Here is a 13,440-nt window from a genome sequence, read left to right as displayed (position 1 = left end):
GTGGTTGGTCAGCCGGTGTTGCGGAGGCCGGCGGCGACGCCGTTGACGGTGAGGAGCAGGGCGCGGCTGAGGAGGGGGTCGGGGGTTTCGCCGGCTGCGGCGGCGGCTCGCTGGCGGGCGAGGAGGGAGACCTGGAGGTAGGAGATGGGGTCGAGGTAGGCGTCGCGGACGGCGAAGGTCTGCTGGAGGACGGGCTGGGAGTCGAGGAGGCGTTCGCCGCCGGTGATGCGCAGGACTTCGGCGACGGTGAGGGCGTGTTCGGCCTGGATCAGTTCGAAGATGTGCTTGAGGTGGTCGGGCACGAGGGTGTCGACGTAGTGGCGGGCGATCCGCAGGTCGGTCTTGGCGAGGGTCATCTCGACGTTGGACAGGAAGTTGCGGAAGAAGTGCCAGCGGTTGCCCATCTCGGTCAGGACGTCGTCCTGGCCGGCTTCGCGCAGGGCCTTCAGGCCGGAGCCGACGCCGTACCAGCCGGGGACGATCTGGCGTGACTGGGTCCAGCCGAACACCCAGGGGATGGCGCGCAGGCCGTCGAGGCCGGCGCCGGAGTCGGGGCGGCGGGAGGGCCGGGAGCCGAGGTGGAGGTCGGCGAGCTGGTCGACGGGGGTGGAGGCGAAGAAGTAGGCGGGCAGGTCGGGGTCCTCGACCAGGCGCCGGTAGGCGGCGTGTGCGGCGTCGGAGACGATGTCCATGGCGGCGTCCCAGCGGGCCAGGGCGTCGCTGGACTGGCGGGGTGCGGTGTGCAGCGCGGAGGCCTGGAGGGTGGCGGCGACGGTCAGTTCGAGGTTTTCGCGGGCGAGGGACGGTACGAGGTACTTGTCGGAGATGACTTCGCCCTGTTCGGTGACCTTGATCTCGCCTTCGAGGGTGCCCCAGGGCTGGGCGAGGATGGCGTCGTGGGAGGGGCCGCCGCCGCGGCCGACGGTGCCGCCGCGGCCGTGGAAGAGGCGCAGGCGGACGCCGTAGCGGTGGGCGACGTCGCGCAGGCGGCGCTGGGCGCGGTGGATCTCCCACTGGCTGGTGGTGATGCCGCCGAACTTGGAGGAGTCGGAGTAGCCGAGCATCACTTCCTGGACGTCGCCGCGGAGGGAGACCAGGCGCCGGTAGGAGGGGTCGGCGAGCATGTCGTCGAGGATGACGTCGGCGGCGCGCAGTTCGTCGGTGGTCTCCAGCAGGGGGACGATGCCGATCTTGGCCCAGCCGGCGTGGAGGTCGATGAGGCCGGCTTCGCGGGCGAGGACGGCGGCGGCGAAGACGTCGTCGGCGCCTTGGCACATGGAGATGATGTAGGACTCGATGACTTCGGGGCCGAACTTCTCGAAGGCGTCCTTGATGGTGAAGAACACGCCGAGGGTCTTGGCGCCGGCGGCGTCGAGGGGGGCGGGGGTGGGGGCGAGGGGGCGGCGGGAGCGCAGTTCCTTGGCCAGGAGCTTTTGCCGGTAGTCGCGGGGCATGTCGGCGTAGCGCCAGGATTCCTCGCCGAGGCGGTCGAAGAGCTGGCCGAGGGCGTGGTGGTGGGCGTCGGCGTGTTCGCGTACGTCCATGGTGGCGAGCTGGAGGCCGAAGGCGGCGAGGGTGCGGATGGTGCGGTCCATGCGGCCGTCGGCGAAGAGGCCGCCGCGGTGCTCGCGCAGGGAGGTCTGGATGAGGGTGAGGTCGGCGAGGAGTTCGGCGGTGCCGAGGTAGTCGCGGCCGGTCTCGTGGGGGGTGCCCTTGGCGAGGCGTTCGCGGGTGTTGAGCAGCTTCTGCCGGATGCAGGTGGCCTTGAGGCGGTAGGGCTCTTCGGCGTTGAGGCGCTTGTAGCGGGGGCTGATCTCGGGGAGGCGTTCGAGGTCGGTCTGGAGGGAGGCGAGGAGTTCTTCGGTGGCGCCGGTGTAGCGGATGGAGTTGGACAGCAGGCCGCGGAGGAAGTCGATGAGGTCCAGTGCGTCGCTGATGCCGTGTTCGTGCTGGAGGATCAGCACCTCGCGGGTGACCTCGGGGGTGACGTTGGGGTTGCCGTCGCGGTCGCCGCCGATCCAGGTGCCGAAGGTCAGGGGGCGGGTGCCGGGGGGGAGCTCGACGCCGACGCGCTGGAGTTCGGCGGCGAGGTCCTCCAGGACGTCGCCGACGGCGCCGGCGTGCAGTTCGTCGAGGTAGTAGATGGCGTTGCGGGCCTCGTCGGCGGGTTCGGGCCGTACGACGCGCAGTTCGTCGGTCTGCCAGATGAGGTCGATGTTCTCGGCGAGCCGCAGGTCGTGCCGGCGGCGGTCGCCGGCGCCGGTGACGGGTTCTTCGAGCAGTGCGGCGACGCGGCGCAGCTTGTTGAGGACCGAGCGGCGGGCCGCTTCGGTGGGGTGGGCGGTGAAGACCGGCCGGACGTTGAGGTGGGCGACGGTTTCGCGCAGGTGTGCGGGGTCGGCGTCCTTGAGCATGTCGGCGGTGCGGGCGAGGAGGCCGCCTTCGGCGGCGCGCAGGGCGCGCAGCTCGCGGCCGCGGTGGACCTGCTCGGTGACGTTGGCGAGGTGGAAGTAGGTGGAGAAGGCGCGGACGAGCTTGGCCGCGGTCTCCAGGTCGGTGTGTCCCAGCAGCTCGGCTGCGGCTTCGCCGTCGGTGCGGGTGAGCGCGCGGACCTGTTCGACGAGGTCGAGGAGTTCCTGGCCCTCTTGGCGGACGAGGGTCTCGCCGAGCAGGTCGCCGAGGCGGCGGATGTCGGCGCGCAGCTCGGCGTTGGGGGTGGACTGGTCAGCACTGCTCACGGGTGCGGCTCCTTGCAGTGTTACGAACGCTACTGGGGCGGACCGCGCTGTCCGACGGCACCAGGATAGGTGGCCTGGGGTGGTGCCGGTGGTACCCCCCACCTGGGGCGGGGTGGGACCGGGGGTGCGGAGGGGTAGGGGAGCTGTTGCCGTGGGGCGCGCCTTTGCCATACTTACGTTGCCGTAGGTTACGGTCCCGTAGCCGTAGTGGCCCGAGCCGGCGTGGACGACCCGCGGGTCGTGCCGACTCCCCCCTTCCCCCCATCCCCCACCCCCAGGGACGCCCTATGACTCTTTCGCCCGATCTGATCAGGGGCGGCTCCGCGCCCTCGGACGAGGCCGAGACGTCCGCGACGCTCGGTGGCGAGCAGAAGCGGTCGATCGAGCAGATCGCGCTGCTGCTGTTCATCACCGTGCCTTTCGTGGCGTTGCTGGCGGCGGTTCCGCTGGCGTGGGGCTGGGGGGTGAGCTGGCTGGATCTGGGTTTGATGGCGTTCATGTATTTCGTGGCGTGCCACGGGATCACGGTCGGTTTCCACCGGCATTTCACGCACGGTTCCTTCAAGGCGCGGCGGCCGCTGCGGATCGCGTTGGCGATCGCCGGGTCGATGGCGGTGGAGGGGCCGCTGGTGCGGTGGGTGGCCGATCACCGCAAGCACCACAGGTTCTCGGACGCCGAGGGTGACCCGCATTCGCCGTGGCGGTTCGGGGAGACGGTTCCGGCGCTGTTGAAGGGCTTGTGCTGGGCGCATGTGGGGTGGTTGTTCGACGCGGAGCAGACCGATCAGCGCAAGTACGCCCCTGATCTGGTCAAGGACCGGGCGCTGCGGGCGGTCAGTCGGCAGTTCGTGCTGTGGACGGTGGTGTCGCTGCTGATCCCGCCGCTGGTGGGCGGGCTGGTGACCTGGTCGTGGTGGGGGGCGTTCACGGCGTTCTTCTGGGGCTCGCTGGTCCGGGTGGCCCTGCTGCACCATGTGACGTGGTCGATCAATTCGATCTGTCACGCGGTGGGCAAGCGCCCGTTCCGGTCCCGGGACCGCTCGGGCAACGTGTGGTGGCTGGCGGTGCTGTCGTGCGGGGAGTCCTGGCACAACCTGCACCACGCGGACCCGACCTCGGCCCGGCACGGGGTGCTGCGCGGGCAGGTGGACTCCAGCGCCCGGCTGATCCGCTGGTTCGAACAGCTCGGCTGGGCGACCGACGTGCGGTGGCCGTCGGAGGACCGCATCGACGCCCGGCGCAAGGAAAACCTGTCGAACGCGGCATGATGGGGGGCGTGGCGATCGACGGCGGTAGTACTTCCAGCAGCGACAGGCCCCGGCGCAGCCGCCGGGTGAGGATGACGGGCGCGGAGCGGCGCCAGCAACTGCTGGACATCGGCCGTGCCCTGTTCGCCGAGAAGGGCTTCGAGGGCACCTCGGTGGAGGAGATCGCGGCGAAGGCGGGGGTGTCCAAGCCGGTGGTCTACGAGCACTTCGGCGGCAAGGAGGGGCTGTACGCGGTCGTGGTCGACCGGGAGATGCGCCAGTTGCTGGACATGGTCACGGGCGCGCTGACGGCCGGGCATCCGCGGGAGCTGCTGGAGCAGGCGGCGTTCGCCCTGCTGGACTACATCGAGACGTACACCGACGGTTTCCGCATCCTGGTCCGCGACTCCCCCGTCGCCCAGTCGACGGGTACCTTCGCCTCGCTGATCAGCGACATCGCCACGCAGGTGGAGGACATCCTGGGCCTTGAGTTCAAGGCCCGCGGCTTCGATCCGAAGCTGGCCCCGCTGTACGCGCAGGCGCTGGTGGGCATGGTGGCCCTGACGGGCCAGTGGTGGCTGGACGTCCGCCGCCCGAAGAAGGCCGAGGTGGCCGCGCACCTGGTGAACCTGGCCTGGCACGGCCTGGACGGCCTGGAGTCGAAGCCCCGCCTGGTGGGGCACCGCAAGAGCTGATCGCGGGCGGCCGGGCGGCGATCGACGACATGTCGAAAGGTTGTACGAGAAACCACTTCTTCCTCGGGGATCTTCCCGCGTACTCTGTGATCACTCCCGGGGGGGAACGCAAAATCACCGACGGCGCAGCTCAGGCATGCCCGCATGGTCCATGCCCGCATGCCCGCACGCGCTCGTGGAAGTCCACGCGTCCACCCGGTTTCACCTTGCTACTCAGGGAGAAACCTCTTGTCCCACTCGCGCTCCAAGCGCCTCGCCCGCCTCGCCGCCTGCACCGCTCTGGCTCTCTCCGCGGGCGCCCTGCTCTCCGCCGGTCCGGCCTCGGCCGCCGGCAAGGGGTCGGACCGCCCGGCGGCCGTCGCCCCGGCGGTCAAGCCGACCGTCACGCGTCCGGAACGCGACCAGCGCGCTTGGGCGCAGGGCGCGACCGCGGCCACCCAGCAGCCGCGTCTGGACCTGGACGGCGACGGCTTCAGCGACCTGCTGTTCCGCACCGGCGCCGGCTACACGGGCGCCTTCCCGACCAGCAACCCGCAGTCCCCGGTCGTCGACTTCCGCATCGAGGGTGACGACCAGGAGACCGTCAAGGACATCGTCGCCCTGGGCAACGCCGTCGGGAACTGGAACCCCGAGATCCTGACGCTGACCTTCGACGGCAAGCTCCAGCTGCGCGAGACCTCCGGCAACTGGGCCGGGGCCCCGCTGTGGACCGGCACCGGCTGGCAGGTCTACAACCGCGTCTTCGGCGCCGGTGACCTCAACCGGGACGGCCGCCAGGACCTGCTGGCCCGCACGCCTTCCGGTGACCTGTACTACTACGCCGGCACCGGCAACGTCTCCAGCCCGTTCGCGGGCCGGGTCAAGGTCAGCAGCGGCTGGGAGCAGTACGACCAGATCCTCGGCACGGGTGACGTCGACGGCGACGGCGCGCCGGACGTCATCGGCCGCATGCCCACCGGTGAGCTCTTCCTCCACCGGGGCTCCGGCAACGCCTCCAGCGTCCTGCAGTGGCGCACCCAGATCGCCAGCGGCTGGACCTTCTACACGCAGCTGGTCGCCGCCGACGACATCGACGGCGACGGCAAGGCCGACATCATGGGCGTCACCGGCACGGGCGACCTGTTCTGCCACTTCTCCGAGGGCAACGGCAGGTTCACCTGGCAGTACGAGTGCGGCAAGGGCTGGACGAGCCTGGAGATGTTCGTCGGCGCGAGCATCACCCCCGTCTACGGCAAGAAGAGCATCGGCGGGATCGACGCCAACGGGCAGGCGTGGCAGCACGTCAACAAGCTCGACGGCGGTTTCCACGCCCCGTTCAAGTCGGGCGGCTTCGTGTGGCCGGACGACGGCTCGAAGCTCGTCCTGGCGGCCGGTCTGGACAAGCGGAACTGGGGTCACCAGCTCCAGTTCAACCAGTGGGGCCTGACCAACCGCACCACCGGACAGTCCCTCGCCGGTGACTGGTGGGGCGTCACCAGCTACGTGGTCGGCGGCGGCGACGTCTCCGGCGACGGCAAGGGCGACCTGCTGACCCGTGACATCTGGGGCAACCTCTACGTCCACCAGGGCGACGGCACCGGCAACAAGTTCGCAGCCCCGATCAATGTCGGCGGCGGCTGGGACCAGTACAAGTTCATCGCCTCGGGTGACTTCAACGGCGACGGCCACGCCGACGTCGCGGGCGTCACGCCGAACGGTGACGCGTACTACCACCAGGCCACGGGCAACGCCTCGGCCCCGTTCAAGGGCCGCTGGCTGGTGACCAACCTGTTCACGCCCAACCTGGTCTCCGTGACCTCTCCCGGTGACGTGACCGGTGACGGCAAGGCGGACCTGATCCTGGTCGACGCGGACGGCACGGTGACCCGGAAGGCGGCGGACAACCCGTTCGGCAGCGCGGTCTGGTCCGGCGCGGTCGGCGTCGCGAACGGCTTCACCTACCGCAGCATCGGCTGATCGGCTTCTGCGGGCCCGACGGCGCCCCGGCACCGGATCTTCCTCCGGTGCCGGGGCGCCGTGTCATAACCAGGGGCGGGTGCTCCCCGGGGTCACGGGGTGGGCTCCAGGAACTCCAGGCGGTTGCCGACCGGGTCCTCGGAGTAGAAGCGCCGGTGGCCGGGGAGGTTGTCGTCCCAGACGACCTTGGCCCCGCGTTCCTCCAGCTGGGCGGCGTAGGCCTCGATGCCGGTGACGCGCAGGCCCGGGTGGGCCTTGCGGGCGGGGCGGAAGTCCTCCTCCACGCCCAGGTGCAGCTGCACCGGGCCGGCGGCGAACCAGCAGCCGCCGCGGGCCGCGAGGACGGGCGGTTTGGGGATCTCGGTCATGCCGAGCACGCCCGCGTAGTAGGCGCGCAGCTGGTCCTCGGAGCCGGGCGGGGCGGCGAGCTGGACGTGGTCGACGGCAGTGAGCACGGTGGTCAGTTCTCCTTGCGGGCGATGGCGAAGACTCGCCGGAACGGGAAGACGGTGCCGCGGGGGCCGGGCGGGTAGGCGCCGCGCAGCAGGTCGCGGTACTGGAGCAGGAAGTCGGAGACGGCCTCCTGGTCCTCGCCGAGCGCGGTCAGCACCGGGCGCAGGGCGGTGCCCTTGACCCAGTCCAGGACGGGGTCGGGGCCGGTGAGCATTTGGTAGTACGTGGTCTCCCAGACCTCGACGGCGCAGCCGAGTTCGGTGAGCCGGGCCAGGTACTCGCCGGGTTCCAGCAGGTGGATGTAGCGGGCGCCCAGGCCCGCGAGGCGGGGCCGCCAGCGCGGGGTGTCGCAGAGGGCGGCGAGCAGGCTGTGGCTGGGCGCCTGGAAGTTGCCGGGGATCTGGAAGGCAAAGGTGCCGCCGGGCCGCAGGCCGTTGATCCAGGCGGCGAAGGAGCCGGGGTGGCTGGGTACCCATTGCAGGGCGGCGTTGGAGACGATCAGGTCGTAAGGCTCCTCGGGCAGCCAGGAGGCGATGTCGGCGTGCCGGAAGTCGAGGCTGCCGCCGCCGGGTGTGGGCCCGGCGTGCTCCTCGGCGGCCCGCTCCAGCATCTCGCGCGAGAGGTCGTAGCCGGTGATGCGCGCCTTGCTCCAGCGGTCGGCGAGCAGGGCGGTGACGTTGCCGGGGCCGCAGCCCAGGTCGGCGATGCGGGGGGCCTGCGTGGGCAGGTCGGGTATCCGGGCGAGCAGGTCCACGAAGGGGCGTGTGCGGTGGCCGGCGTGCCGCAGGTACTGCTGCGGGTCCCAGGTGGGCGCGGAAGGCGTGGGGCCTTCGGTGACCGTCCGGGAACGGACGGCCGGCGCAGCATCGGAATGCATGTTCGAGCCTCCCTACTGGCGGGGCGGGATGAAGCGGAAGCAGTCCCGGCCCCCTCCATGCCCCAGCCTCGCGGGAAATATATCTCGATGTCAAGATGCTTGATCACAAGAGACTTGAATTCAAGATACTTCATGTCGATAGATCCCTTACACTGAGCGGCATGGAGGACGAGGTCGACCGATTGGTCGCGGCATGGCGGCGGGAGCGCCCTGACCTCGACGTGGAACCGCTCGAAGTGCTCAGCCGCGTCAGCCGGCTCGCCCGTCACCTCGACCGGGCCCGCCGGCTCGCCTTCTCCGAGCACGGCCTGGAGCCGTGGGAGTTCGACGTCCTCACCTCCCTGCGCCGGGCCGGCGCCCCCTACCAGCTCTCCCCGGGCCAGCTGCTCACCCAGACCCTGGTGACGTCCGGCACCATGACCAACCGCATCGACCGGCTCGCCAAGAAGGGCCTGGTCGAGCGCCTGCCCGACCCCAGCGACCGCCGGGGGGTGCTGGTACGCCTGACCCCCGAGGGCCGTGACCGGGCCGACCAGGCGCTCGCCGGCCTGCTGGCGCAGGAGCGGGCGATCCTCGCCCAGCTCTCCCGCGCCCAGCGCGGGGACCTGGCGGCCCTGCTACGCCAGCTGACCGCTCCGTTCGACAACATCCCCGGCTAGCTCCGCCGGCCGCACCCCGGCCCGCCGGGCCAGGGCCACGGCCGCGAGCGTGGAGTGCACGCCGAGCTTGCCGAGGACGTTCTGCATGTGGGTGCGGACCGTGTGCGGGGACAGGAACAGCCGCGCGGCCACCTCCTTGCGGCCCAGGCCCGCCACCATGCAGCGCAGCACCTCGTGCTCACGCGGCGTCAGGGACTCCACCAGCCGCTCGCTGTCGGTACGGTGCTTGCGGGCGGCCGTCAGCTCCCGCAGCACGCCGGTCAGCAGCGCGGGCGGCAGATGGGTCTCCTCCCGCAGCACGCCCCGTACGACGGTCAGCAGGCGCGAGAGCGAGCAGTCCTTGGCCACCCAGCCCGAGGCGCCCGCCTGCAGGGCCAGCGCGGCCCGGCGCGGGTCGTCCCGCTCGGCCAGGACCACCGTACGGACGCCCGGATGGGCCGTACGCACGCCCGCGACCAGCGAGATGCCCTCCCCGGCCGGGGGCGGGCCCGAGCCCGACTCCCGCTGGACGGGCACCGTGCCCGCGCCGCCGCCGAGGTCGGCGTCCACGAGCAGCACGTCGAAGCGGCGCCCCTCACCCGCCGCGCGGTCCAGACAGCGCAGGGCCGCCGGGGCGCTCCCGGCCGCGGACACGTCCACGTCGGGCTCGGCCGCCAGGGCGGCGGCGAGCGACTCGGCGAAGATGCGGTGATCGTCCACCACGAGAACCCGGATACGAACCACAGACACCCCCAAGGGTCGGGGAACGGACGACGGCGGGTACGACGCCCGGATCCGGGGTTCGCCGCAGCCGCCCCGGCCGCCGCCGTGACTTCAGTGCTACCCCGGACCGGACGTCGTACCCGATGTGTCTCGACCCCTGAATCAACACCGGCCCCCACCGGTGTCACGCATCAGCGTAGGGCCCCGGGCGTCCGGCGGTTGGCCGAATAGCAGAAGTTTTCCGAGGGATTTTCCGGCCCAGGGGCTTCGAAGTCCCGATCAGGTGGCTGGAATTGGCCCCTTCGGGGCCCTCGCGAAACCATTCTGCGGCCGTGATCGTGCCACGGGCAGTTGCACGGGGTGCGATTCACGCAGCGTGCGTACGCCGGGCGCCCGCGCACACAGCACGGCCCCGGCGCGTGAGCCGTCTCACGCGCCGGGGCCGTACGCCGTGCGAGGGGAGCCGTACGCCGTGGCGAGAGCCGCCCTACGCCCTGGCGAAAGCCGCCCTACGCCGTGGCAGGAGGAGCAGTACGCCGCGCCGGGCGGGGTCCGCGCCCCGCCGCGCGCCCGGTTCAGGCCTGCGCGGCCCGCCGCCGCTGGGCGAACTCCCAGGCGTCGGCGACGATGCCGGCGAGGTCCGGGCGCCGCGGGGTCCAGCCGAGCCGCTCGTGCGCCCGCGCGGCCGACGCCACCAGGACGGCCGGGTCGCCGGCCCGGCGCTCGGCGACGACCTCGGGGATCTCGTGCCCGGTGACCTTGCGGACGGTCTCGATCACCTCGCGGACCGAGAAGCCGTTGCCGTTGCCCAGGTTGCAGATCAGGTGCTCGCCGGCGACGGCCGCGTCCAGCGCCGCCAGGTGCGCCTCGGCGAGGTCGGCGACGTGGATGTAGTCGCGCACGCAGGTGCCGTCCGGGGTCGGGTAGTCCTCGCCGAACACCGAGATCGCCGCGCGCTGCCCCAGGGCGACCTGGAGGACCAGCGGGATCAGGTGGCTCTCGGGGTCGTGCCGCTCGCCGTACGCGCCGTACGCGCCCGCCACGTTGAAGTAGCGCAGCGAGACCGCGGCCAGGCCGTGCGCCGCCGCCTCACCGGTGATCATGTGGTCCACGGCCAGCTTGGACGCGCCGTACGGGTTGGTCGGCGCGGTCGGCATGGTCTCGGTGATCGGGGTGGACTCCGGCTCGCCGTAGGTGGCGGCGGTGGAGGAGAAGACCAGCTTGCGCACGCCCGCCCCGCGCATGGCGGCCAGCAGCTCCATGGTGCCGCCGACGTTGTTGTCCCAGTACTTGCCCGGGTTCACCACCGACTCGCCGACCTGCGAGAAGGCCGCGAAGTGGAGCACGGCCTCGTAGGAGTCGTCCAGGTGGCGGCCCGCGTCGCGGATGTCGGCCTCGATCAGGGTGGCGCCGGCGGGGACGCCCTCGCGGAAGCCGGTGGAGAGGTTGTCGAGGACCGTGACCTCGTGGCCGGCCTCCAGGAGATGGGCCGCGCACACGCTGCCCACGTATCCGGCGCCGCCGGTGACCAGGTACTTGCTCACTCGCCTACTACCTCTCGCATGGATGCACCCGTCCGGGATGACGTCTCTGGCTTACCCCATGGACGGTGCTGCGGGGAAATCGGCCGCCCTCACGGACCCGTGGGGCGCTGCCCGGCGGCCCGGTCCAGCAGCCCGGTCCGGGCGGCCAGCGCCGCCGCCTCCAGCCGGGAGCCGACGCCCAGCTTCATCAGCACCCGCTGCACGTGCGTGCGGGCCGTGCTGGGCGCGATGGCCATCCCGGCGGCGATCAGCCGGGTGTCCTCGCCCTCCGCGACCCGCACCAGCACCTCGACCTCACGCGGGGTCAGCAGCCGCAGCAGCCGCCCGGCCTCGTCGTCCGGCTGGGCCGCGGGGTTGAGCAGCTCCCCGAACGCGCCCTGGAGCAGCTGCGGGGCCACCGCCGCCTCGCCCGTGCGGGCCTTGGCCAGGGCCCGCTCCACGCCCTCGATCCGCTCGTCCTGGCGTACGTAGCCCGAGGCGCCGGCGGCGAAGGCCGCGGCGATCCCGCGCGGGCTGGGCACCGGACCGAGGACCACGACGGCGATCTGCGGGCGCTCCCGCTTGATCCGCACGACCGGGTCGAACACCCCGGGCTCGGCGGGGGTCGCGGTGCCCAGGAGGCAGACCTCCGGCGAGCGGCTGATGACCAGCTCGGCGGCGCCCGCCGCCGGAGCGGTCGCGGCCAGCACCCGGTGACCGCGCAGCTTCAGTGCCGAGGCGAGCGCCTCGGCCAGCAGCCGGTGCTCGTCGACCACCACGACCCGTACGCCCATTGCGGCACCCACCCCCGACCCTTCTGCCCCGGCAAGCTACACGCTTGTTCGACGGTGTGCGCCGGTTACCGACGAGAAAGCCCCCGGAAGGGCGGACCTTCCGGGGGCGTTCCTGACGCGTTCGCCTGGCGGGTGCCGCAGCCGGTGCGGCGGGCGGTCAGTTCGCGGCGAAGGAGGCGAACAGGTACTCCGGGTCGCCGCTGCTCGAGTACCGCTTGCTGATCAGCTGCTCGGCGATGAACAGCCGGCCGTTGTGGTAGCGGTACTCGGCGTGCTCGACGGAGAAGCTGGTCTCGGCGCGCCGGAAGTCCTTGTCCGCCGGCATCTCCATCAGCAGGGTCTCCTTCATCGTGGCCCCGTCGATGCTGACCACCTGGCCGCCCTTGTCGTACGGCGGCCACTTGTAGGCGATGATGTTCGACCCGTCCATGCGCAGCGGGACGAGCGTGTAGCGCTCGCCGGCGTCGGCGCGGTCCGTGGTCTGCTTGCCGGTGTTCAGGTCGAACGACAGCAGCTCGTTGGTGCGGCCGGTGGCCGTGGCGCCCTGGTGCTCGGCAGAGGGCACGTAGACCTTGCCGTTGCCGACGACGATCTTGGTGCAGCCCTCGACCTCGGTGGCCGGGCAGTCCGGGTCGTAGTTGCCCGAGGACATCGCGATCTTGGTCTTGAGCTGGCCCGCGTCGTCGATGACGAACAGGTCGCTGACCCCGCTGCCGCCCTTGGCCGTGTCGCCGACGTCGGCGGCGACCACGAACGGCTTGGTGGACACGATGTGGGCCCACTCGATGCCGGGGGACATCTTGTACGAGGACTTGGGCGCGCCGGTGGCGGGGTCGAGGACCTGCGCCTGGAGGTACTGCTGGCCGTAGCCGCCGCACTTGCGGAGCACGGCGAGGGCCTCGCCGCCGCCGTAGCCGAGGTCGTAGCACTTCTCGGCGTCCGGCTTGGGCAGCCACAGGTTCTTGCCGTCGGCGAGGTTCCAGGCGGCGCCGCCCTGCAGGCCGCCCGCGGCCACCGTCTGGCCGGAGAGGGTGACCTCCTTGAACTCCACCTTCTTGTCGCCGCTGGCGACCGACTGGACGGAGCCGGACCAGGCCAGCTTGCCCGCGTTGAGGTCGATCACGCCGACCTGGTTGCAGCGGGGGTACTTGTTCTGGTCGGAGGGCATGCCCTCCTGGAACAGGACGGCGGTCTTGTTGTCGCTGACGTGGGTGGTCGCGCCGCACAGCTGGCCGGTGAGCGGGATCTCCCACTTCTTGCCGCCGTCGTTGAGGCCGTAGCCGACGATCTTGGCCACGTCGCCCTTGACGTAGACGGAGTCGGTGATCCAGGAACCGCCGACGTCCACGACGTCCTGGACCTCCGGCTGCGGCACGTTGACCAGCGTCTTGGCCTTGGTGTTCGACGGCACCTTCTCCGTGCCGCCGCCACCGCCGGGCTTGTCGCCGCCGCCACCGCCGTTGTTCTGGCCGTTGGCGGTGTCCTGCTTGCCGCCGCCGTCGTCACCGGAGGTCAGCCAGAAGCCGCCGCCGACGATGAGGGCGATGGCGAGCACGGCCGCGCCGATGATCATCAGCTGGTTGCGCTTGGCGTTGCCGCCGCCGGGCGCCGGCGCGGCCGCCATCGGGACGGTGCCCGGCTGCTGGGGCCAGGGCGACGGGGAGGTCCAGGTGGGGGCGCCGGGCGCCGGGGTGCCGGGCGCAGGGGCGCCGGGGGCCGGGGTGCCGGGCTGCTGCGGGTAGCCGTAGCCGGCGGGCGGCTGCTGCGGGTAGCCGTAGCCCGGCTGGGGCTGCGGC

The 13,440-nt window shown here is 71.8% G+C and carries 11 protein-coding genes; 4 read left to right on the top strand and 7 right to left on the bottom strand.

The features are described from left to right. Positions 1 to 8 precede the first annotated feature (8 nt). Positions 9 to 2,738 carry a phosphoenolpyruvate carboxylase gene (gene ppc, locus LG632_RS13285; RefSeq protein WP_226727228.1) on the bottom strand — a complete coding sequence of 910 codons (2,730 nt, stop codon included), beginning with the start codon at positions 2,736 to 2,738 and terminating at the stop codon, positions 9 to 11. A gap of 287 nt (positions 2,739 to 3,025) precedes the next feature. On the opposite strand from ppc, the gene LG632_RS13280 reads away from it, so the two are divergent. From LG632_RS13280 to LG632_RS13270, 3 genes are all read left to right on the top strand, one after another. Then, the gene (locus LG632_RS13280) at positions 3,026 to 4,006 is read left to right on the top strand and encodes an acyl-CoA desaturase (RefSeq protein ID WP_226727227.1); all 981 of its coding nucleotides are present in this window, start codon (positions 3,026 to 3,028) and stop codon (positions 4,004 to 4,006) included. Next, positions 4,003 to 4,680, top strand: coding sequence for a TetR/AcrR family transcriptional regulator (locus LG632_RS13275; RefSeq protein WP_226727226.1), 678 nt, complete (start codon positions 4,003 to 4,005; stop codon positions 4,678 to 4,680). The genes LG632_RS13280 and LG632_RS13275 overlap by 4 nt, the downstream gene beginning before the upstream one ends. Positions 4,681 to 4,908: 228 nt before the next feature. After that, on the top strand, positions 4,909 to 6,636 hold the full coding sequence (locus tag LG632_RS13270; protein ID WP_226727225.1) for an FG-GAP repeat domain-containing protein: 1,728 nt from the start codon (positions 4,909 to 4,911) through the stop codon (positions 6,634 to 6,636). A 92-nt stretch (positions 6,637 to 6,728) separates the two neighbouring features. Here LG632_RS13270 and LG632_RS13265 read toward each other — a convergent pair whose 3' ends face one another. Both LG632_RS13265 and LG632_RS13260 read right to left on the bottom strand, forming a co-directional pair. Next, positions 6,729 to 7,091, bottom strand: coding sequence for a VOC family protein (locus tag LG632_RS13265; protein ID WP_226727224.1), 363 nt, complete (start codon positions 7,089 to 7,091; stop codon positions 6,729 to 6,731). A gap of 5 nt (positions 7,092 to 7,096) precedes the next feature. Beyond that, a complete protein-coding gene (locus LG632_RS13260; protein ID WP_226727223.1) occupies positions 7,097 to 7,966 on the bottom strand; it encodes a trans-aconitate 2-methyltransferase in 870 nt (289 codons plus the stop codon). Positions 7,967 to 8,127: 161 nt separating this feature from the next. Between LG632_RS13260 and tamR the strand changes: the two genes are divergently transcribed. Continuing rightward, a complete protein-coding gene (gene tamR, locus LG632_RS13255; protein ID WP_069920592.1) occupies positions 8,128 to 8,625 on the top strand; it encodes a MarR family transcriptional regulator TamR in 498 nt (165 codons plus the stop codon). Here the strand turns inward: tamR and LG632_RS13250 are convergent. The 4 genes from LG632_RS13250 to LG632_RS13235 all read right to left on the bottom strand — a co-directional run. Then, the gene (locus LG632_RS13250; protein ID WP_226727249.1) at positions 8,584 to 9,348 is read right to left on the bottom strand and encodes a LuxR C-terminal-related transcriptional regulator; all 765 of its coding nucleotides are present in this window, start codon (positions 9,346 to 9,348) and stop codon (positions 8,584 to 8,586) included. The two genes, tamR and LG632_RS13250, sit on opposite strands and share 42 nt — an antisense overlap. A 554-nt stretch (positions 9,349 to 9,902) precedes the next feature. Then, positions 9,903 to 10,871 (bottom strand): UDP-glucose 4-epimerase GalE, encoded by a 969-nt coding sequence (gene galE, locus LG632_RS13245; protein ID WP_226727222.1) that lies wholly within the window; start codon positions 10,869 to 10,871, stop codon positions 9,903 to 9,905. Between the two features lie 89 nt (positions 10,872 to 10,960). Continuing rightward, complete coding sequence (locus LG632_RS13240; protein ID WP_226727248.1) at positions 10,961 to 11,644, bottom strand: response regulator transcription factor; 684 nt, start codon at positions 11,642 to 11,644, stop codon at positions 10,961 to 10,963. A gap of 157 nt (positions 11,645 to 11,801) precedes the next feature. Then, positions 11,802 to 13,440, bottom strand: a 1,639-nt coding sequence (locus LG632_RS13235) for a proline-rich domain-containing protein (protein WP_308108360.1), incomplete at its 5' end; no start/stop codon positions are given.

The sequence above is a fragment of the Streptomyces antimicrobicus genome (assembly GCF_020532625.1).
Taxonomy (GTDB): domain Bacteria; phylum Actinomycetota; class Actinomycetes; order Streptomycetales; family Streptomycetaceae; genus Streptomyces; species Streptomyces antimicrobicus.
Note: the sequence above shows the minus strand (reverse complement) of the source record. Positions and strands in the feature narration are given on the sequence as shown.